Origin of the sequence: Brevibacillus sedimenti (assembly GCF_020923495.1) — a bacterium.
In the GTDB taxonomy this organism is placed as follows: Bacteria; Bacillota; Bacilli; order Brevibacillales; family Brevibacillaceae; genus Brevibacillus; species Brevibacillus aydinogluensis.
The window spans coordinates 197,481-218,808 of sequence record NZ_CP064048.1; the positions used below are offsets into that span (position 1 = coordinate 197,481).

Sequence of the window (21,328 nt, forward strand, 5' to 3'; positions counted from 1 at the left end):
GAATCGAGTAGGAGGGGGTGGTTAACCCCCGTCCTCTCACACCACCGTACGTACCGACCGGTATACGGCGGTTCACCAAGCTTGACGAAGTGTGAAATATCGCTGTATCAAACTCATCAGCCCTTGTTGTTGCCAGTAGGCAATACCAAGGGCTTTGTGCATGTGCGGGGATTTTGTTGTCCGCCACGCCCCCTTTCGGGTGTTTGCGATTTCCAGTGCTCTGTTGTGAGAAAATCCAAGCGAACGAAGTTCGCGGTACCTCGTACGAACTCGTTTCCACTGCGTCCATAGACAGAGCCGGAGCCTTCGGCGAATCCATTCCTCTATTCGCAGAAGATGGGTTTTCGCCTCGGCCAGCGCAAAATACCCGATCCATCCCATGAGGTATTGGTTGAGTTTTTGAATCCTCTCCTGCATGGCCATGCTTCGATGTGGGTTGGTTAATTGGCGAATTCGTCCTTTTAACCGGGTGATCGATTTGGGATGCAGACGTATCCGCGCTTCCTTTCCCGGAATAAAGCTAAAGCCGAGGAACTTCCGGTTGCACGGGCGGTCCACCGCACTTTTCTGTTGATTTACCTTGAGTTTGAGAACCCTAGTCAAGTATCGCTCCACACTTGCCTTTACACGTTCACCCGCACGTTTGGAGCGGACGTAGATGTTGCAGTCGTCCGCATAGCGGCAGAAACGGTGTCCCCTTTTCTCCAACTCCTTGTCCAGGTCGTCTAGCAGAATGTTGGCCAACAGCGGACTTAAGGGGCCACCTTGCGGCGTGCCCTCTTCCGTCGTGACACACACTCCGTTGACCATGACTCCGGATTGCAGATAAGCGCGAATTAGTTTAAGAAGGCGCTTGTCCTTCACCTTGCGGGCAACCCGGCTCATTAGGATATCATGGTTGACCCGGTCGAAGAACTTCTCCAAGTCGATGTCGACCACATACCGGAATCCTTCGTTGATGTACTGTTGTGCTTTCCGCACAGCACTGTGAGCACGGCGGCCTGGACGGAACCCGAAGCTGGAGTCGGAGAACTCTGGGTCGAATATGGGAGTCAATACCTGCAGGATGGCCTGCTGGATGAAGCGATCTACCACGGTAGGGATGCCTAGCAACCGTATTCCCCCGTCAGGTTTCGGGATTTCGACCCTGCGGACAGGAGACGGCTTGTAGGTTCCCTTCTCGATTTGCGACCGGATGGTCGCCCAGTGCTGACGAAGGTAGTCGCGCAGTTGTTCGGTTGAAACACCGTCGATTCCCGCAGCACCTCTGTTGGCCTCCACTCGTTTGAGAGCGGCCATGAGGTTGTCCCGTGACAGCACTTTCTCCAGCATGCCCCTGACGATACTCCTCTCTTCGCACACATGTTGCTAAGCTTGCCGTACGATGCTCAGCCCTTCTCTGTACCCTCGGGGCTTCACCCCTACTATTCAGAGGAAGTTCCATTTCGGAATTCTGCTTCGACGCACCGTATCGAAAGGGATTAGAACATGTGTTGACTTGATGTTCGGCCCTTCCTCCTTCGAGCGTCCTCTATCGGAGTACTATGGCCTCTGCTGACTTCTGCATGTTCAGCGCCCCCTCGCGGAGACGGTTGCCAACGGTAGTAGGCGTATCATGCAGACCTCCCCGGGTAAGGACGGTAACTTTCGTCCCATGTACCTGCCCAATTTACTGCTGCACTCCTTGGCTGTATGGGGCTTCACCTTGTTCGGCAGGCTCGCCCGAGTACAACAGCCTCAAATTGGGTTCGTGTACCTCAGGTCAGGACTTTGCCGCCGGCTTCCTTCAGATTCCGCCTCACGGCGGACACCTTGCCTTAAGCTAACGGTTGGTACAGCCAACCCCCGTTCGGGACTTTCACCCTATAGCTACCGCCCATGCCGGGCGCACCGAAACAAGCGCGGGTCAGCGTTGGCTTTCCCGCGCTTGTTGTTTTTGATTGGTGCTCAGACCGGGCCGATCGACGGCCAGGCCAGCTCGACGCCTTCCCGCACCAGGAGCCGCTGAAAATCGGCCAAATCCTGCGGCATGTTGCGGACAGCGCGGGGGGAAATCCCCCGCTCGAGGCAGTAGCCGGCCAGAAAGCCGGCCGCTTCGCCGATATTCCACTCCACGGGGTGGAGCCGGAAGCAGCCGTTGGTAATGTGCGTGACCCCCGCATTCTTGCAGGCCGGCAGCAGATTCTCCATCCGGAGGGGAATCAGGCAGCCGAGCGGAATCTGGAACGGCAGGGAGGGAATGTACAGGTAGTTCCGGCCGCCCGTGCTGGGATGCAGGTCGATCCGGTAGCAGCCCACGCCGACGGAATCTTCGAACGTCTCCGCCTTGCCGTCTGGGCGGCACGCCGGACTGACGTGCTGTTCGAGCACGGTAAACTCCGCCCGGATCCGTCGGGATTCGCGGATGTAGGGGGACATGGCAAATCCGTCGTCCGTTCCAAGGACGTCCCGGCGCAGGCGCAGTCCGGGATATCCCTGTTTGCCGTCGGGCCTGGGCGCTTCCGTCTGCATCCAGTACAAGAGCGACAGGCTGAGCTGTTTCGCCTGATGCAGATGGCGCGTCCGCTCGTCCTCGCTGACGTCGATGATCGGGCCGAGCCAGTAGTCGTTTTGCGGCCAGTTGACCAGCGTGACGCTGCTCGGGTACAAACCTGCAGTGAAGTTGTCCTTGTCCGCAATCTGCCGGTAGCGAAACAGCGAGAAGCGGTCCGTCCCCGGAAACAGCTCGTAGCGAACGGGTTCATGGGTATCCGGCTTGACGCCTGTCCAGCTCAGCAGCTTGTCCGGCCAGAAATCGGGCTGGTAGTTCCGCCAGAACTCATAGCTGGCCGGTTTGTCGATCGTATGGTCTTCCCCTTCCAGATAGTCCATCGCAAACACATACGTGAACGACTGCATGTCCATCGGCTGCGGGTTCCCTTCCAGCGCATGGGGTTCGCCCGTTTCGCTGACGGATTCCGCTCCGGTCACGTATTCGACACCGGCCAGCGGCAGCAGGTCGCCGCACTCCGTCGCGTCGAGAAAATAAGGAGCCGCCAGTTCCACGCGATCCCCCGTCTCCAGATGGGTGACGGTCGCGGAGACGATCCGGTCTCCCACGGTGCGGGCCGCCGCAAGCCTGTGCCGGACGAGTATGGTCACCCTGCCGCTGTTGACGTACGGAGCCAGCATCTGGTGCAGAACGGCCAGCGCCACTTTCGGTTCATGACAGAGGCGGCTGACCGATCCGTTTCCCGGGTTGAGGTACGGGACGGCTCTCGCCGCTTCCGTAAGCGGATAAACATCGCGGTAATAGCGGCGCACGCCGTCGCGAAACGCCCGGTAACTGCGGGTACAGCCGAACTGTTCGATCCAGGGGTGTTCATCCGGCGGAACGGCCTGGCTGGTGAGCTGCCCGCCGATCCAGGATGTTTCTTCCGTCATGACGACGGTTCTGCCCAGTTTGGCAGCGGCCAAGGCAGCCGCACAGCCGCCCACGCCCCCGCCGATGATGACCAGGTCGGCATGAAGTTCCCGTATCATGTGCCTGCACTCCTTCCGCTTCGTTCACAAAATTGCTTTTAACTCCACTTTTGAAATAATTTGTTATTTTTCCATTGTATGAGATGGGCTTCCGGGTGGCAAGGCAACCATACAGGAACATGCCGCCAAACGAGCGTCTGTTCACGAATGCTTCACAAACGGACACAGACAGGAAGTGTCGCGCCTGCTTTCGTTTGCCGACTGTGCGAAGTAATGATAAAATAGTTCGTGGTTTTTGCCGTTTTTTTCAAAAAAAGGAGGGAATATCTTGATGGATTTTGGAGCAGTAGCGTTAGAGTACCATTCTTTTTTCATGATCGTCCCCCTGCTGCTGACGCTCGCCTTTTACGGGTTCATCGTGTACGTTCTCGTCAGCCTGCTCCGCTTCATGAAGCAAAAAACGGAAAGCGACCGGGAACGCAACGCCAAGCTGGGCGAGCTGATCAGCTTGCTGCGTGAGACGAATGTCGGGCGCCTCAAAAACGAACAGGTTGATGAGAACCGATGAAAAAACAAATCTTGTCACTGCTTCATGAGGCGGGACTGTCCCGCTACGCGGAGCGCTTTGAACCGCTCATCCGCCCTTCATTCCGAATATTCACGCATCCTGTGGACGAGGAATCTCTGTCTCTTGGCACATCCAAAATCGGCGGCTGCCCCGATCTGCCGGCGGGAACACCCTGGCCGTATTGGAAGTCGTATCCGCTGTCGTTTCTGGGGCAGATCAACCTGGCCGAGCTGCCCCCTTTTCCGGAGAAGATACTGCCGGAGCGGGGATTGCTCCTCTTCTTTTTCGCCGCGGCGGCAATGTTCGACGACGATGAGTTCTACCACAGCGTGGAGAAAGCAAAAGTCTTGTTTGTAGCGGAAACGGACAGCGCTGACCTGAAGCGGACCGCGCCGCCAAACGAGCTGGACGATTACGATCCGCCCGTCCGTTTCTCTCCCTGCTCCCTCGACTATCGTGTGGAGTGGACCGTACCGCCCGCCGAATCGAGCGACATCGAACAGCTAGGCATGAGCTGGAACAAAAACCGGGACTATTTCGACCGATACTGGGAGCAGTTCAGAAAGCGTGTCTGGGAACAATTGCTTCATCCGGACGACATGAAAAATCGCCTGCTCGGCTGCCCCGACCAGATACAGGGGGACATGCAGCACGAATGTCAGCTTATGGCCTATCCCTCCACGGACAGAAACGATAAGGCGGCCCTGCTGCGGCAGGCTGTGCGCTGGCGGCTGCTGTTCCAGGTGGATTCGGAAGAGGAAAAGACGGGGATGATGTGGGGGGACATCGGCCGCCTCTACTTCTGGATCGAGCAAGAGGCGCTGGAGCGGGCCGACTTTTCCCTCGTCGTTTGCATCGATCAGTACCACTAAGCTGGACGATCGTAACAGGCTGCCCCGCCAGTGGGGACCGGCCGTCGAACGGCCCCCGCGAAAACAGACACTGTCGGGGCAATCGCGTCAGATGTCCCAAAAGGCCCGGGGGTTCTCCAGAAAGCGGCGGGTCAGTTGGTAGTGCTCCGTCTCTTCATAGCGGACCTCTGTCAGCGGTGATGTGTCGAAGCTGAGGATGCGGGCGCCCGGGAAGCCCATCAGGATTGGCGAGTGGGTGGCGATGAGAAACTGGGCTCCTTCCTCCACCAACTCCTGCATCAGGTACAAAAACGCGATCTGCCGCATCGGCGAGAGGGCTGCCTCCGGCTCGTCCAAAAGGTAGATGCCTTTGCCGCGAAAGCGGTGGGCAAACAGCGAGAAAAACGACTCCCCGTGCGACTGCTCATGCAGCGACCGCCCCCCGTAGCTGCGATACCCGGTGGGATAGTCTTTCTCCACCTCGTCGATGTGGCTGGCAAACTGGTAAAAGCTCTCCGCGCGCAGAAAAAAGCCGTTGGTCACCTTTGGACGCCAGGAAAGGCGGACATAATCGCCCAGAGCCGCCTCTGCCCGGTCTACGTGGTAAAGGTTGTTACGGCTGCCGCCGGCGGTGTGAAAACCGCACTGGTAAGCCACCGCCTCCAAAAGCGTCGACTTGCCGGAGCCGTTTTCGCCGATAAAAAAGGTGACGCTGCTGGTCAAAGGGATTTCCTCCACACCCTGGTACGCAGGCAGGCTAAACGGGTACCCCCCTTTTGCGGGAAACAGCTCCCTGCGCAGGATAATGGCATGCAAATACATATATCTCTCCTCCACTCTCACGTTTCCCCGCTTCCTGGCCGATACTTCCAGTAAGGAGGGAGTGCGGTGAACAAGGCACAATTTCTCCAGGAAAAAAGCGCGTTTCACATGACCTATCCGGACAAGAGTGACCTCGCCTTTTACCGATGGTTCGTCGAACGGCATCCCGACCTTGCCATTGGCTGGTACCATCTCGGCCGCGAACGGGAGATGCGAAACGAAATAGACGAGGCGCTGGCCGCGTACCGCCAGGCGCTGCACGCCAAACACGGCCCTTACTCGGAAGAAGCGGCCGCGGCCTATCAGGACCTGCTGCGCAAACGCCGGCGGGGGTTGTGGGCCGGCAGAATCCGCCTGCTGCTCGCCTCCCTTTTGTTTTTCCACGCTCAATTTGCCTTTTCACCGGGGCTTTTGTCTGAGCCGGATAAGGCTGCTTCGACAGGCGCCGCATTTACTAATGGAAAGAACGCATCCGGCCAGGAGCGGCCGCACGTGGAAGTGATCGCCGTACCGGCCGGCACGGACGGCAAGCAGCTGCGCCATCACGTGTACGACTATGTGAGCGGGCGGCGTACAGCGCTCAAACAGCCGTACACGGTGCTGGTTGTCCCTGAAGTGACGGGAGCGCCGCTGTTTACGCCGCTGTTGTTTTACCGGCCGGGAGAACTGCACGGTCTGTTGCGGTATGACCCCGTCAGCCGCACCGTCTTGAGCCAGCAGTGGTTTGACCGTCCCTGCGCCTGCGATCAGCATCCGGCGGTGCGGACGGCCAAGCTCCAACTCGCAGAAGAACAGCGCACGCTGGAACACCTGCTGATCCTGCGCAGCGCCCTGTACCGCCACTACCAACGAAAAGGGAGCCTGCCCCAGAAGCTGAGCGATCTGGCTGGCGCCTATCCCGGCAACGCCCTGCCGGACATTCCTCCGACGCCCGCCTGGTACGGAGCCACGGACTGGGCATACCAGCCGGCTGCATTTCGCCGGGAAGCGGCCTGGGAAAGCATGCGCCACGTCGTCCCGCTGCGCGGCTATCCGGAGCCGTCGGTGCCGCTCGCGCCGCTGCAGATCCACGTCCACCTGGACTCGCACGCGATGACGCTGACCAGCGGACCGCACCTCGTCCGGCGCTATCCGATCGCCATCGGCAAAAACGGCTCGACGCCGGCAGGTTACTTTTCCGTACTGCAAAAAATCAGCAATCCCCGCGGTCCCGATGATATCTACGGAACGCGCGGCCTGATTTTTCAGCAGAACGGCTACGCCATCCACGGCACCAACCATCCCGCCAGCATCGGCCAGTCGGTCTCGCTTGGCTGCATCCGTCTGCACAACCGGGACGTCGAGGAACTGTATACGTTTGTCGCGCCAGGAACGGAAGTGATCATCTCCGCCCATGCCGCTCCCGTGCCCCGGTGGGCCAACCCGGCAGCGTTTGTCCTGCCGGCCGGCCGCGACGAGGAAACGCCCCGCGTCGTCTATCATTGGCTTCATTAACAGGATGGACGAACATGCTGCTGTCCCAATCCGGAATGGGGGCAGAGGCTCTCCTGCATCCGGTGGACAGAAAACAGGCGAACCGTCGGCAAAAAAGCGCGCTCCCGCTGCGGGAACGCGCTTTGCTTATTCTTCCATATGGCTCAGGGATTCTTCTTCCTGTTCTTCTTCCGGATTCCACTGATCCAGCACTTTGCCCTGCAGGACTTTGCCTTTGATAAACTCCACCTGCTGGCTGCTGAATTCGTTCGTCCACGCGATCCCCAACTCTTCGGCCAGACGGACGACAGTCAGCAGTTCGGACCACGCCACGTAGCGTTTATACCAGAAGAACTGGGGCTGTTCGTTCATATACGGATACAAATCGTCAAAATCGGTGTGTTTACAGTCGAGAGCACGTTCAAAATTTACCTTGGCCCGCCGCAACTGCTCTACAAAAAACGCCTGCAAATCCACTTGTGCGAAGTCTGTCATAGACCGTCCCTCCTGTCTCCCGATTTATGTGTATTGTACCACGCGGGAGAGGAAGTGCAAATAGTCGAAAATATGCTAACTGTTCAGCAGATTTCCACTGTCAGCGGTTGCGGCCGTTTCCTGGCGAGTGCCTGCCGCCTCCCGCATCTTCGGGCGGCGGCGGCAGCTCAATGCCGTTCGGGGGCAATTGCTGGCCGTTTGGTTGGACGATATCCGGCGGAATCACCGGCGTTTCGCCGCCAGAAGGCTGATCGTCTGCAGGCTGACCGGTTCCGTCCTGTCCCTCTGTTCCGGTGGACGGGTACTGGCCGTTTCCTCCCTCGACCGTGCCGTCGTCCTCATGCGTGCCGCTGTCGTCGTGGTGCTCCCCTTCCTGCAGCAGCTGCTCCAATTGCTTCGTGTTGATTTCGGCGATGTTGGACGGCTCCAGTTCCCTGCCATCCGCATCACGGGGAACGACGACATACTTGTACATGACCGGCGAGTCCAGCGTATCCACGTGCCTGTTATCCTTCACTCCGGCGGCGATCAACTGGCGATTGTCCGGATTGTCCGGAGATACGCGGTACACGTCGTACGTATAGTCGTCATCCCCGCCAGTCCAGGTCAATATCACTTTCAGCGAGTTGCCTTCCAGGGTCAGGTCGGCGGAGAGGTGCACGGAAGCAGCCTCTTTTTTCTCCTCTTCGTACCGCTTCATGCCTGCCGGCGGTTCAAAATCCCGTACCGGTTCTCCTTTCAGGCCTTTTTTCAGGACAGTGGCGAACATTTTGGCCGTCAGGCTGCTGCCCTCGCGCATCAGGTGCTGGGCATCTTCCTTGTCATAGCCCATCCAGACCGCGCCTACGTACTCCGGCGTGTACCCGACGAACCAGGCGTCCTTGTTGACGCTGCTGTTGCCGATGAGGGACTGCGTCGTCCCGGTTTTTCCGGCAACGTGGCGGCCGGAAATCTGCGCGTTGCGTCCCGTCCCTTCCTTGACCGCACGCTCCAACATGGTGTGTACCTTCCATGCCGTTTCCGGTTTGATCACCTGCTCCTGTTTCGGCTGGTAAACTTTCTGGATGCCGCCCCGTTCGTTCTCCATTCGCTCGATCACGTGCGCTTCGGACACCACCCCGCTGTTGGGGAAAGCCGTGTACGCCTGCGCCATTTTCAACGGCGACGTCCCTTTGTCCAGACCGCCCAGCGCGATCGCCAGGTTGCGGTCTTTTTCCGACAGGTTAATGCCGAATTTTTCCAGATACTTCAACGAGGTCCCGATGCCGATTTCGTTCAGCAGCCAGACCGCCGGCACGTTCAACGAATCAATCACAGCGCGGGTCATGCTGACGGAATCGCTGTACTTGTTGTTGTAGTTTCGCGGCTCGTAGCCGTTGAAATCCTGCCGCTTGTTGGAGAGCGACGAATTAGGGCCCCATTTGGAATCCGAATCGATTGCCGGCGCGTAAACGGCCAGCGGCTTGAACGACGACCCAGGCTGGCGCTGCATGTCGGTCGCCAGGTTGAAGCCTTTTGGCTTGTAATCGCGGCCGCCCATCATTGCGGCGATGCCGCCGGTTTTGGCGTCGATGACGATCATCGCTGACTCCACGGCCCGCTGCGGCCCCGGTTTCGGGAAGTTGGCCGGGTTGTCATACGCCTCCACCATGGCGTCCTGCATTTTCGGGTTGAACGTGGTGTAAATCTTCCAGCCGCCGCGGTACAGATCCTCTTCCGTAACGTCGTACTTCGCCTCAGCCTCACGGATCACGTAGTCGTAAAACGCCCGGTAGCCTTTTTTCAACCCGCCGCCTGCCTTCGTCTCATCGGTCTCTTCCGGCACCGGTTTGGCTTGGGCCGTCACCTTTTGCTCCTGGGTGATGAAGCCTTGCTCGCTCATCAGGCGCAGCACGGTGTCGCGGCGCAATTTCGCCTTGTCCGGATTGTTAAACGGCGAGTAGGTGGTCGGCGCTTTCGGAATGGCCGCCAGCATGGCCGACTCGTGCAGATCGAGCTGGGTTACATCTTTGTCAAAATAGCGCTGGGCGGCGTCACCCACGCCGTAGGCGCCTTCCCCGAAGTAAATCTGGTTCAGGTACATCTCCAGAATCTGATCCTTGGAATATCGGCGTTCCAAGGCCATAGCGATGCAGACTTCCTTCGTCTTGCGCCAAAACGTCTGTTCCAGGGAGAGGAATACTCGTCGTGCGAGCTGCTGCGTGATCGTACTGCCCCCTTCGGCGAGCGACCCCTTGCGGATGTCGTTGATGATCGCGCCGCCGATCCGGAACATGTCCACGCCTTTGTGCTCAAAGAAGCGACGGTCTTCTGTTGCGATAAAGGCGTTGATCAAATGATCCGGCATCTGGGTGAGCGGTACGTATTTGGTGTTCTTTTCACGCAGCAGTTTCGTGATTTCATTACCGTCTTTGTCATAAATCACCGTAGGCTCCGATTTCAGTGCCTCCAGTTTCTGTATCTGCGTTTCAATCATTTTTTCACCGGCGTACAGCAAGACAAAGTATCCGCCGATGACGCTGAAGATTAGAAAGACCGTAAAGGATACGGCAAACATCAGCAATTTCTTCTTTTTCTTCTTCCCTCGTTGCTTGGCCTTTGTTGCCATGAATGACCTCCTGGTTACTTTCTCTCTCCCACATCATATAGACGGAACCTTTTCAAAAAAGTTTCTGTCCGCCCCCCGTCTATGATTCCATATCTGCGCCCGTTTGTCACTGGAAAAAGCCTGTCTCCCAAGGAGAACAGGCTTTTTCACGCAATAAGAGTATTTACAAAAAGGGATCGTTACTTGAGCAGCTTTTCCGCTTCTGCCACCACGTTGTCCACGGTAAAACCGTACTCTGTCATGATCCGTTCGCCCGGAGCGGATGCGCCAAACTGGTTGATGCCCAGCACTTTGCCGCCGTCGCCGACATAGCGCTCCCAGCCCAGCGGAGAGGCCATTTCCACAGCCAGACGGGCTTTTACCGTCGGCGGGATCACGGCGTCGCGGTACTCCTGCGGCTGCCGTTCAAACAGCTCCCAGCTCGGCATGGAGACAACGCGCGCCTGAATGCCTTTGGCGGCCAGCACTTCGCGAGCCTGCATGCAGAGGGAGACTTCGGAACCGGTGGCGATCAGGACGAGCTGCGGGTTGCCGTCCGGCGCGTCGGCCAGTACGTAGGCCCCTTTGCCTACCCCTTCAGCAGCCTTCTCGATCGTTTCGTTGAGCACCGGCAGGTTTTGACGCGTCAGCACCAGGATGACTGGCTCATCCGTGCGGGAGATGGCGTACTTCCACGCTTCATTGGTCTCCACGGCGTCGGCCGGACGCAGCACTGTGAGACCCGGCATCGCCCGCAGCGAAGCGAGCTGTTCGATCGGCTCGTGCGTCGGTCCGTCTTCCCCGACGGCGATCGAGTCGTGCGTGAAGACGTAGACCACCGGCTGCTTCATCAGCGCGGACAGGCGGATGGCCGGACGCAGGTAATCGGAGAAGACGAAGAACGTGCCGCCGTATACCTTCAGTCCGCCGTGCAGCGCCATCCCGTTGAGGGCAGCTCCCATCGCAAACTCGCGCACACCAAACCAGATGTTGCGGCCGTCGTAGCTGCCCGGCAGGAAGTTCCCCGCCTCTTTGATCATGGTGTTGTTGGAGTGAGCCAGGTCAGCGGAACCGCCGAACAGGTACGGAACCGTTTTGGCCAACGCGTTGATCGCATTGCCGGATGCAGCGCGGGTGGCCAGCTTGGTTCCCGCTTCGTAGGTCGGCAGTTGGCTGTCCCAACCAGCCGGCAGTTGACCGTCCGCAGCCGTCTGGAACTGACGGGCCAGCTCCGGATACGCCTTGGCGTATTCGGCAAAGCGTTCGCGCCATGCCGCTTCCGCTTGTTCACCTGCTGCCGCCAGTTTGGCGTAGTAGTCGGCTACTTCCGCAGGAACGTGGAATTCTGCGTCATGCGGCCACTGGTAGTTTGCCTTGGTCAGCTTCACTTCTTCCTTGCCCAGCGGTGCGCCGTGGGACGCGTTGGAGCCGCCTTTGTTCGGGCTGCCGTAACCGATCACCGTCTTTACCTCGATCAGGGTCGGGCGATCCAGATCCTGCTTCGCTTCGGCGATGGCCGCCTCGATCGCCGCCAGATCGTTGCCGTCCTCGACGCGCAGGTACTGCCAGCCGTACGCCTGGTAGCGCTGCGCCACATTTTCCGAGAAGGAACGGGACAGCTCGCCGTCAAGCGAAATGTCGTTGGAATCGTAGAGCACGATCAGCTTGCCCAGCTTCAGGTGGCCGGCCAGCGAAGAGGCCTCGCTGGAGACGCCCTCCATCAAATCGCCGTCGCCGCAGATGACGTAGGTGTAGTGGTCGACGATGTCAAACCCGTCGCGGTTGTAGACAGCCGCCAAGTGCTTCTCCGCCATCGCCATCCCGACAGCCATGGCAATCCCCTGACCCAGCGGACCGGTCGTCGCGTCCACGCCGGGCGTGTGACCGTACTCCGGATGGCCTGGAGTCTTGCTGCCCCATTGGCGGAAGTTATGTATGTCTTCCAACGAAACATCGTATTTCATCAGGTGCAGCATGGCGTATAATAGCATTGAACCATGTCCCGCAGACAGCACGAAGCGGTCCCGGTTGATCCATTGCGGATTGCGCGGGTTTACCTTCATAAAACGGCTCCACAAGACATGCGCCATCGGTGCCGCTCCCATCGGCATCCCCGGGTGGCCGGAGTTGGCTTTTTCGATAGCGTCAATGGCCAGCGTGCGGATCGTGTTGATCGCCAGTTGATCGACAGACGTGTGCTGAGTCATCAAGCAAATCCTCCCTGCGTTTTTTTACGGGTAAACGACGAACCAATTATAGCACAGTTCGGCGGCACAATCATGTCCGACGTGGAAAAAGGAGGTGGTCGAGTTCATGTCGACCCTGTATCTGATCATCGGCATCGTATTGGGACTGGCCGGTTTCGGCATGCTGTTTTACGCCATGTCAAACTCCCCGCTGAAGCAAAAACGGGATCAGGCGCTGCGGAAAAAAAGCGCGGAGCAGCACCGGGGGGCAAAAGAAGTGCAGGGGGAGTGACTGCGCTCTTCCCAACAGCTCGGCCGGCACGCTGACTCAAAATAAATGAAAGCGGCTTCTTCAGCCGCTTCGTTGACAGATGGGAAAACTTGGCGGAATAATTAAAATGTTTGCAATCATGTCGTAAAACGTTGGAGGTTTGCATGAGCAGAAAATGGTTCACCATGCCCGTCGCCGTCCATCTGTTTCTCCGGCGGGGAAACGAGCTGCTTTTGCTGCGCCGCTTCAATACGGGCTACGAGGACGGCAACTACAGCGTCCCTGCCGGACATCTGGACGGCGGAGAGGAAGTAAAGGCAGCGGCCATTCGGGAAGCAAAAGAGGAATGCGGCATCGACATCGACCCGGCCGATCTGGACGTGGTCGGCGTGATGCACCGCAAATCGACGGACGAGCGGATCGACTTCTTTCTCACCGCCAGCACGTGGTCAGGCGAGATCGTCAACGCCGAGCCGGATAAATGCGACGAGCTGCGCTGGTGCGACATGGACGACCTGCCCGCCAACGTGATCCCGTACGTCCGTCAGGCGATTCACAACTACCGCGCGGGCAAGTGGTTTGACAGCTTCGGATGGGACGAGCAAGGCTAGACGCCGCTCCTCACCGGGCCTTGACCGTTATGAGCCAGGGACCGGCAGCCAGATGTGAAACGACAGAACGCCGTCGCGGTAGTCTGCCTGGATGCTGCCGCCGTGCAGTTCGACGATGCTCTTGACGATGGCCAGCCCCAGCCCGGAACCGCCTGTTTTGCGCGAGCGGGACTGCTCCACCCGGTAAAAGCGTTCAAACAGTCGGTTCAGCGCCTCCGGGGCCATCTCATCTGCCCTGTTGGCCACCGACAAGCGGATGCCGTCTGCCTCTCGGGCGAGCGTTACGCCGATGCTGCCCGGTTTTTTGCCGTACTTGATCGCGTTGCTGAACAGGTTTTCCAGCACGCGCACGAACTTTTCCGGGTCCACGCTGACGTACAGCCGTTCGTCGGGCAGCGCTTTGCAAAAGCTGAGCTGCTGTTCCTCCGCCAGCGGCACGTACTCCTCCACCAACTGCTCCACCAGTTCGTTCATGCAGATGGTCTGCCGATAGAGCTGGACCCCTTGGCCGCTGAGCGTGGTGTATTCGAACAAATCCTCCACCAGCCGCTTCAGATGTTCCGCCTTCTCATAGGCGATCCGCGTGTACTCCTGCTGCTCCAGCCCTCCTGCAGGGTGGTCTTTCAGCAGGCGCAGGTAACCGAGCACCGAGGTGAGCGGCGTGCGCAAATCATGCGAGACGTTGGTGATCAGTTCGTTTTTGGTCTTCTCCGCCTGCCGTTCCCGTTCGATGTTTTCCTGCAGATCCTGCGCCATCCGGTTGATGTTGCGGGCAAGCGAGCCCAGTTCGTCTTCGCCCCGCACCTCGACGCGGTGATCCAGCTTCCCCTGCGAGATGACGAGCAGGCTGTCGGCCAATTCCTCGATATAGCCTGTTTTCCGCCTGGTAAACCGATAAAACAGATAAATGAGGACAACTAAAAACACAGGCACAGAAATCATGTTGACCCCTGTGCTCTCATAGCGGATGTTCGCCTCCGGCATCCCGCGGGCGATCAGGTAGCCTTTTTGTCCGGCCAACTCCACCGGGTAAAAGGCGACAAACTCTTGGGGGTGGAACACGTTGAGATCAAGGCGCAGCTCCATCGCCCTGCTGATGACGCTGTACAAATCGACCTGGCTCTCTGTGGCCTTGGCGGACTTGAGCAGCACCTTGCCATCCAGGTTGACCAACAGCATCCGCAGCCCGACATCCTGCTCGAAGTTGTCCAGCATCGGCTGCAGGGCCGATATGTCCGTTTCGCTCTGATCCCGGATGATCGTGGCCAGATGCCTTGTCTCCCAGTCCATCCGCTGCATGCTTAGGGTGTAGTCGACGTACGGCCGCTTATACAGCGTCTCGGTCATCCCGTGGGCGAGAGTCGCCGCCAGGAGGGCAGCCAGCAGGCAAAAAACAAAGGTGGTGATCAACTGCAGGCGCAGGCTCCGCCGAAAGTGTTCCACGGCGCGCCGAACGGCTTTCATCGTCCAGCGGTACAGGCGGCGAGTCACGTTAAACGGCGACAGCCCTCTAAACAACGCTCTCAATTTTATACCCCACTCCCCACACGGTTTTGATGTATCGCGGCTTACGTGTATCTTCCTCAATCTTTTCGCGAATTTTCCGGATGTGAACCATCACCGTGTTGTCCGACTGGCAAAACGGCTCCTTCCACACCCGCTCGTAGATCTGTTCCGTGCTGAATACGACGCCCCGATTGCGGGCCAAGAGCTCCAGAATGGCAAATTCGGTCGGCGTCAGCTTCACGTCCCGGCCGTTCACTTTCACCTCGCGCGTCGCCGTGTTGATCGTCAAATCGCCGATCTCGATTTCGTCTTCCCGGGCCGTGTATCCCTGATTGAGCCGCAGGTATCGCCGCAGCTGCGACTTGACGCGGGCCACCAGTTCCAACGGGTTGAACGGCTTGGTCATGTAGTCGTCCGCTCCGGTGCTAAGGCCGTAGATCTTGTCCATGTCCTGCGATTTGGCGGACAGCATGATGATCGGCATGTGCTGTTCTTCGCGGATTTTCAGACAGGCTTGAATGCCGTCCAGCCGCGGCATCATGATGTCCAGGACGAGCAGGTGCACCTCGTTTTGCTTGAGGACCTCCAGCGCTTCCATACCGTCAGCCGCCTTCAGCACGCGATACCCCTCGTTTTGCAGGTAAATGGCGATCAGGTTGCGGATCTCCTCGTCGTCATCCACGACCAGCACAGTGATTTCCTCCACTCTCATTTCCCCCCGTGGTTGATTCTGTTTCGACGGACACGGTCCAGCGCTTCTGCCTGATCAGCCAGTACGCCGCCCCGATGCACAACAGCGCGGCCAAGGTAATCCGGCCGTACATTTGCACGCCTTGGGCGATCACGTCCAGATGGCGGCCAAACAGGCGGCCGGCCCAAAAATAGTTGATGGTCCAGACGAATCCGGTGGGCAGGGCGTAGATCGCGTAGCGGCGCAGCGGCATGCGCTGGATGCCCACCAGATACGGCACCAGATGGCGCACGACCGGAAAGAAGTAGCTGAGGCAGAGCGCCCAACTGCCGTACTGCTCTATCAGCTGCTCCGCTTTGGTCAGATAGCGCTTGCCTTTGCCCTTGCGAACGACCCACTGCAGAATCGGTGCACCTACGTTATACCCCAGCACGTACCCGAGTGACAATCCGGAAACAACACCCAGATAGACGGCTGCAAACGCCGGCAGCGGGTCCAGCCACCCTTGGGCAGTAAGGGCCCCAGCCGACATGACGATCATCTCGTCGGGAATCGGCATGCCGACAATGCCCAGCCACAAGGAGAAAAACAGCGCGAAATACCCGTATTGTTCCACCATCTGTGTCAGGAAGTCAGCCGGCATCGTGATTCCCCCGCTTCCGGCAGACGTAGACAAACGCAAACGGAAGATTGAGCGGCACAAAGCGGATCTCCACGCGGCCAAACCGCGCCGCCAGCTGCTTTCTCATCTGCAGCGAGTATTGGAAACAGACGAACACGCCCCCGGGCCTCAGCGCCGCTTCCACCTGGTCCATGATGGCGTCCCGCAGTTCCTGCGGAAAATTGGCAAACGGCAGCCCGCACACCACCGCGTCCAGCCGTTCGATGCCGCATCTTTCCATGATCCCGGTCAGCTCCCGCGCATCCCCGCCGACATGCAGGTCCGGATAACGCGCGGCCAACTGCCGGCGCATCCCGTCATCCTTCTCCAGAATCAGCGCCGTACAGCCGGGTTGTTTCAGCTCACGGATCATCCGGGTAAACACGCCCGTGCCCGCCCCCAACTCCGCCACGGCTGTCGCTGTCGTCCAGTCAATCGGCGCCAGCATCCGCCGGGCAAGCTGGCGGGAACTTGGCATGATGCTGCCGACCGTTCGGGGCGAGCGCAAAAACTTGCCGGCAAACAGCAGCCCGTCCGCAATCGGCCCCCGTCCCGACGTCGGCATGCCTATCCGTTCAGACGTGCCTTTCATCATTCCTGTCACTCCCTCTCTTTGTTGTCCCTATCCTATCGCGGAAACCTTAGCAAAAAGAGAGAGAAATGCTTAAGAATTTCTGAAGATTGCCGGCGGTGGCCTGAAGCGGATCTTGCTGCATACTTCTCCAGTCATAAGAAAAAACAGTCTTTCTAGACTGTTTTCCTCTTGCGCAGGGCTGCCAGCGCCTGCACCATCTCCTCCTTGTCGATGATGCCGAGCTGATACAGTTCACGGATTTCGTCTTCGATCAACAGGAGGTCCCCCTCCGGGTCGCCGGTGTAGATGAACAGACCATATCGCTGCAAAAAGGCATTCAGGTCGAAGTCGTCCGGCCGTTCCTTCAACGCTCTCCCTCCAGATCGGCCGCCATGCGGGTCAGCACGGCATCGTAGTCAAACTCGACGGCAAACCCGGTGATAACGATAATGTTGGCGTGCGGGTACGCTTCCTGCCAGGCGGCCTGCTCCTCCGGTTTCAGCCCGACGATGTACAGCGGATCGCGGGACAATTGCTCGTCTTTCGCCAGCAGCCGTAAAAACTGATGGCACTTTTCCTGTTCGACAGCGGCGTTGAGGACGATGACGCATCGCTCCACTTCGCCTGTTCGGCGCATCTCCTGCATCATCTGAAACGTCTTGGCTGAAGGCACCAGCGCGTTCAGCTCGGGAAAGCGGTCAAGCAGTTCGTCAAGCCAGTCGTCTTCTTCCCATGCCAGGTAGTAGATCAGTCCAGTAGACATCATAGACAACCCCTTATGTGCAGATAGATCGCAGTTCAATTTAATGTGTAACTTCCTGTTAGTATATCACGTCGGCGGAGCATCGTCGTCCCCGGCGAATCGCTTGACTTCGACAAAACCATCCCGTAAGGTGGATACAGCATGACAAACTGTTTGGAAAGAGGTATGGTTCACGTGAAAAAGAAGTACCTTTCCCTGCTGTTTTTGGTCGCCTTCCTCACCATGCTGGGTTTTGGCATCATCATACCGATCCTTCCGTATTTCGCCGAAGACGTCGGCGCCTCTTCACTGCAGATCGGCATTCTGTTTGCCAGCTACAACATCATGCAGCTGTTGTTCGCTCCCATCTGGGGCATGCTGTCCGACCGGATCGGGCGAAAACCGTTGATCGCCTTTGGCTTGTTCGGATTTTCCGTCACCTTCATCCTGTTCGGCCTGGCTGAAAGCTATGCCGAGATGCTGGCCTACCGGATCATCGGCGGGATCGTCTCAGCTGCCGCAATGCCGACGGTCACGGCGATGGTGGCCGACCTGTTTCCGCCTGATGAACGGGCGAAAGGTATGGGCGTGATCGGGGCCGGAGTCGGCCTCAGCTTCGTGTTTGGTCCCGTTCTCGGCGGCCTGTTGAGCGGATGGGGCTTTGGCGTTCCGTTTTTCGTCTCCGGCGGCGTGGCGCTGTTGACGTTTCTGATCATTCTGTTTGCGCTGCCGGAAAGCCTGCCGCGGGAGAAGCGGACGGGCAGTTCCCGGGTCAAGCGGGGGAATCCGCTGACTGCCCTGTTTGGACCGCTCTCGCTTTTGTACGGCATCATGTTCATCGTCTCGTTTGCCTTTGCCGGTCTGGAGACGACCTTTGCCCTCTACATAAACGATTTGTACGGGTACTCATCGAAAGACCTCGGCTACATGTTTCTCGTCATGGGGATCATCTCCGCCTTCGTGCAAGGTGGACTGATCGGCAAAATGGTGAAATCGCTGGGCGAGCCGCTCGTCCTGGCCATCGGCCTGATCCTCTACGGCATCGGTTTCTTTGCCATTCCGCTGGCCGCCAATTTCTGGGCGCTGACACTCACGCTCTCCCTGTTCGGAGCGGGGCAGGGCATGATTCGCGCTACCGGTACGGCAATGATCACGCAGCGGACCACCCAGGGCCAGGGTGTCACCAGTGGAACGATCAGCTCCATCGACAGCCTGGGACGCATCCTCGGTCCGCTGGCCGGCGGTGCCGTCTACGAATGGTACCAAAGCGGTCCGTTTCTCCTCGGCGGCATCTTGATGGTCGTCATGCTGATCTTGTTCCGCGCCCGCTACCACCGGCTGCCGGAGCCCAGCGCCCAAGCGTAAGATGACTACCATCCTTTTGTAATCGAATACCCTGTGAAAACGGGGAAGGCCTGGTCAAGTCCGTGCCTTCCCCGCAGCTGTTTTTTAATGACCAGCATAATGAGCAGCGTTTGCCTGCTCTCCCGTCTAGCCCTCCTGCCGCTCCATCCACTCGCGGTACAGAGCGTCGATCTCCTCCGTCAAGCGCTCCAGCTCCTGCTGGTAGTCGATCAGTTTCCGGTAGTCCGTCTCGCCGCCGGACAGCAGGGCCGTCACCTCATCCCGCCGGGCTTCCCGCGCGGCAATCGCCCGTTCCAGTTCCGCCAGCTTGTACAGGTTGGGCCGCTTGCGGGAACTGGCCGGTTTCATCGTGTGCGGCATTGTTTCAGAATGCGGGCTCTGTTCACGCTGCAGCGGCTCCACCGCTTTCCGCTTGTTCTCCGCTGTCCGGCTGGCTGCCCCGCTGAGCCGCTGTCTTCGTTTTTCCCGCGCTTCTTCAAAGGTGCCCTCGTAGTGGACCAGCCGGCCGTTTTCCACCCAGTAAACGCCGTCCACCATCTTTTGCAAAAAGTACCGGTCGTGGGAGACGATGAGCAGTGATCCCTGAAAGTCGGCCAGCGCCTCCTCCAGCGTTTCGCGCGCCTCGATGTCCAGGTGGTTGGTCGGCTCGTCCAGCACCAGCAGGTTGATGTCCTGGTGCATCAACTGCGCCAGCCGCAGGCGCATCCGCTCCCCGCCGCTTAACTGGCTGATCTTTTTGAACACCTGTTCGCCGTAAAACATAAACGCCGCCAGCCGGTGACGCGCTTCCGCCTCGGAGACGGCCGCCGTCTCGCGAAACACGTCGATCACCCGCCGCTCCTGGTCCCCCTCCAGCGCCCGCTGGGAGAGATAGCCGAGCTTTACACTGCTTCCGATCCGTACCGTACCCGCGTCGGGCGGAAGCTCGCCCACCATCATCCTGATCCACGTCGACTTGCCGCAGCCGTTGGGCCCGAGGATCGCTTTTCGTTCGCCGTACCGCAGCAGAAGAGAGGCGCCGTCAAACAGCTGCTTTCCCCCGAACGACTTGCTCACACCCTCCGCGACCAACACCTCTTCGCCGCTCCGCTCCGCCTTGTGAAACTCCAGGCCCATCCGCTTCGCTTCCAGACGGGGCCGTTCGATCCGCTCCAGCCGGTTCAGCGCCTTTTCCATGCTTTTCGCCCTGCGGTGAAACGCCTCGTTGGGCGGATTGGAGCGGTTGCCCCACTCCTTCAGCCGTTTGATCGCTTCCTGCATCTTTTTGATCTTTTTCTGCTGCTCCTGGTACTCGGCAAACTGGTACAGCAGCCGCTCCTCCCGCTCTTTGACGAAGGCGCTGTAGTTGCCGGTGTAGTGTTCCACCACGCCTCCGTCGAGGTGGTAGATGGAACTGACCACAGCGTCCAGAAAGCTGCGGTCGTGCGAGATAATCAGCACCGTTCCCGGATAGTCGCGCAAAAATCCCTCCAGCCACTCCATCGCCTCCAGGTCGAGATGGTTGGTCGGCTCATCCAGGAGCAGTACGTCGCTCTGTTGGCAGAGCAGTTTGGCCATCCCGGTCTTGGTCTGTTCCCCTCCGCTCAACCGCGAAAAAGGCGTGGACAAAAATGCCTCGGAGAGACCCAGGCCGTCCGTCACCTGTGCCATTCGGGCTTCCCACTGATAGCCGTCCAGCCGCTCAAACTCGGACTGCAGCGTCTGGTAGCGCCCGATCAGCCGCTCCAACTCACGATCCGCTTCACTGACGCGGCTCATCTCCTGCTCCAGAAAACGCATCTCTTCCTGTATCGCCAGGACGTCGCCAAAGGCGCTGGCGATCACGTCCCGCGCCGTCCATTCCGGCGGATACTGCGGCGACTGCGGCAGGTAGGCCCAGCGGATGCCCTTCGCCCGAAATACCTCTCCCGCGTCGGGCTGCTCCAGGCCGGCCAACAGCTTGAACAGCGTGGTTTTGCCGGCGCCGTTCGGTCCGACGATGCCGATCCGCTCCCCCGCCTTGATTTCCAGCGTGACATCCCGCAGAACGGGGTCGATTCCGAACGACTTTTGCACGTGTTGGGTTGCGATGATGATCATGAAAATACGCCTCCTTGGGTTGTGCCACCGCCCTGCCCGACAAACAGGTCCGGCCAAGCGGGCCCGCTCCCGCTCAGGAAACGTGAATATCGCCTCCTCCTCCGGGCCACACAGGCGCCGTCGGCCGTTTTTGGACGCAAAAAAGCCGCAGGCCTACACCTGCGGCATCGTTGCACAATCGGACAGACGATGGGTTATCGATGCATGGTACGCCTTGGTTGATTCCGCTCAATTGTATGGCTAAAAAAGGGCAGACTACCCCCTTGGCGGAATTCCTCATGCGTCATGCTGGTAACTTCTACCACAAACCACGCTTGAACGGCCCCAAACACGTACCTGCACCTCCTTACCCAAGATAATCGCACCAATCGTTTCTATACTTCC

Annotated in this window: 19 protein-coding genes; 6 read left to right on the forward strand and 13 right to left on the reverse strand. The window is 58.8% G+C overall.

The genetic code is table 11. The annotated features are described in order from the left end of the window. Positions 1–72 precede the first annotated feature (72 nt). Complete coding sequence (gene ltrA, locus IRT44_RS01060; RefSeq protein WP_230077222.1) at positions 73–1,332, reverse strand: group II intron reverse transcriptase/maturase; 1,260 nt, start codon at positions 1,330–1,332, stop codon at positions 73–75. 615 nt (positions 1,333–1,947) lie between these two features. Beyond that, a complete protein-coding gene (locus IRT44_RS01065; RefSeq protein ID WP_230077290.1) occupies positions 1,948–3,522 on the reverse strand; it encodes an FAD-dependent oxidoreductase in 1,575 nt (524 codons plus the stop codon). A gap of 268 nt (positions 3,523–3,790) precedes the next feature. Here IRT44_RS01065 and IRT44_RS01070 point away from each other — a divergent pair, with 268 nt between their 5' ends. Beyond that, on the forward strand, positions 3,791–4,030 hold the full coding sequence (locus IRT44_RS01070; protein ID WP_371808920.1) for a hypothetical protein: 240 nt from the start codon (positions 3,791–3,793) through the stop codon (positions 4,028–4,030). Beyond that, positions 4,027–4,902 carry a YwqG family protein gene (locus IRT44_RS01075; RefSeq protein WP_230077291.1) on the forward strand — a complete coding sequence of 292 codons (876 nt, stop codon included), beginning with the start codon at positions 4,027–4,029 and terminating at the stop codon, positions 4,900–4,902. The genes IRT44_RS01070 and IRT44_RS01075 overlap by 4 nt, the downstream gene beginning before the upstream one ends. Before the next feature lie 87 nt (positions 4,903–4,989). Here IRT44_RS01075 and IRT44_RS01080 read toward each other — a convergent pair whose 3' ends face one another. Then, on the reverse strand, positions 4,990–5,703 hold the full coding sequence (locus IRT44_RS01080; protein WP_212133537.1) for an AAA family ATPase: 714 nt from the start codon (positions 5,701–5,703) through the stop codon (positions 4,990–4,992). A gap of 66 nt (positions 5,704–5,769) precedes the next feature. Between IRT44_RS01080 and IRT44_RS01085 the strand changes: the two genes are divergently transcribed. Beyond that, positions 5,770–7,197, forward strand: a complete 1,428-nt coding sequence (locus tag IRT44_RS01085; protein ID WP_171567614.1) for a L,D-transpeptidase — start codon at positions 5,770–5,772, stop codon at positions 7,195–7,197. Between the two features lie 126 nt (positions 7,198–7,323). Here IRT44_RS01085 and IRT44_RS01090 read toward each other — a convergent pair whose 3' ends face one another. The 3 genes from IRT44_RS01090 to tkt form a co-directional block, all read right to left on the reverse strand. After that, a complete protein-coding gene (locus IRT44_RS01090) occupies positions 7,324–7,671 on the reverse strand; it encodes a hypothetical protein (protein WP_171567613.1) in 348 nt (115 codons plus the stop codon). Positions 7,672–7,771: 100 nt separating this feature from the next. After that, a complete protein-coding gene (locus IRT44_RS01095) occupies positions 7,772–10,279 on the reverse strand; it encodes a transglycosylase domain-containing protein (protein ID WP_230077292.1) in 2,508 nt (835 codons plus the stop codon). 179 nt (positions 10,280–10,458) lie between these two features. After that, a complete protein-coding gene (gene tkt, locus IRT44_RS01100; protein ID WP_171567611.1) occupies positions 10,459–12,465 on the reverse strand; it encodes a transketolase in 2,007 nt (668 codons plus the stop codon). A 106-nt stretch (positions 12,466–12,571) separates the two neighbouring features. Between tkt and IRT44_RS01105 the strand changes: the two genes are divergently transcribed. Beyond that, positions 12,572–12,736, forward strand: a complete 165-nt coding sequence (locus IRT44_RS01105; protein WP_212133543.1) for a hypothetical protein — start codon at positions 12,572–12,574, stop codon at positions 12,734–12,736. Between the two features lie 143 nt (positions 12,737–12,879). Then, positions 12,880–13,326 carry an NUDIX hydrolase gene (locus IRT44_RS01110; protein WP_230077293.1) on the forward strand — a complete coding sequence of 149 codons (447 nt, stop codon included), beginning with the start codon at positions 12,880–12,882 and terminating at the stop codon, positions 13,324–13,326. A 27-nt stretch (positions 13,327–13,353) separates the two neighbouring features. Here IRT44_RS01110 and IRT44_RS01115 read toward each other — a convergent pair whose 3' ends face one another. The 6 genes from IRT44_RS01115 to IRT44_RS01140 form a co-directional block, all read right to left on the reverse strand. Next, positions 13,354–14,853, reverse strand: coding sequence for a sensor histidine kinase (locus tag IRT44_RS01115; protein ID WP_230077294.1), 1,500 nt, complete (start codon positions 14,851–14,853; stop codon positions 13,354–13,356). Further along, positions 14,837–15,538, reverse strand: coding sequence for a response regulator transcription factor (locus IRT44_RS01120; RefSeq protein ID WP_171566038.1), 702 nt, complete (start codon positions 15,536–15,538; stop codon positions 14,837–14,839). The genes IRT44_RS01115 and IRT44_RS01120 overlap by 17 nt, the downstream gene beginning before the upstream one ends. Next, positions 15,507–16,166 carry a DedA family protein gene (locus IRT44_RS01125; RefSeq protein ID WP_230077295.1) on the reverse strand — a complete coding sequence of 220 codons (660 nt, stop codon included), beginning with the start codon at positions 16,164–16,166 and terminating at the stop codon, positions 15,507–15,509. The genes IRT44_RS01120 and IRT44_RS01125 overlap by 32 nt, the downstream gene beginning before the upstream one ends. Beyond that, positions 16,156–16,779, reverse strand: coding sequence for a class I SAM-dependent methyltransferase (locus IRT44_RS01130; RefSeq protein ID WP_311837529.1), 624 nt, complete (start codon positions 16,777–16,779; stop codon positions 16,156–16,158). The genes IRT44_RS01125 and IRT44_RS01130 overlap by 11 nt, the downstream gene beginning before the upstream one ends. 152 nt (positions 16,780–16,931) lie before the next feature. Beyond that, complete coding sequence (locus IRT44_RS01135; protein WP_171566035.1) at positions 16,932–17,126, reverse strand: YqgQ family protein; 195 nt, start codon at positions 17,124–17,126, stop codon at positions 16,932–16,934. Beyond that, positions 17,123–17,524, reverse strand: coding sequence for a hypothetical protein (locus IRT44_RS01140; protein ID WP_230077296.1), 402 nt, complete (start codon positions 17,522–17,524; stop codon positions 17,123–17,125). Before IRT44_RS01140 ends, IRT44_RS01135 begins: the two co-directional genes overlap by 4 nt. Positions 17,525–17,695: 171 nt before the next feature. Here IRT44_RS01140 and IRT44_RS01145 point away from each other — a divergent pair, with 171 nt between their 5' ends. Further along, positions 17,696–18,865 (forward strand): MFS transporter, encoded by a 1,170-nt coding sequence (locus tag IRT44_RS01145; protein ID WP_171566033.1) that lies wholly within the window; start codon positions 17,696–17,698, stop codon positions 18,863–18,865. 126 nt (positions 18,866–18,991) lie between these two features. Here the strand turns inward: IRT44_RS01145 and abc-f are convergent, their stop codons facing one another. Further along, positions 18,992–20,944 carry a ribosomal protection-like ABC-F family protein gene (gene abc-f, locus IRT44_RS01150; protein WP_230077297.1) on the reverse strand — a complete coding sequence of 651 codons (1,953 nt, stop codon included), beginning with the start codon at positions 20,942–20,944 and terminating at the stop codon, positions 18,992–18,994. Positions 20,945–21,328: the final 384 nt, after the last annotated feature.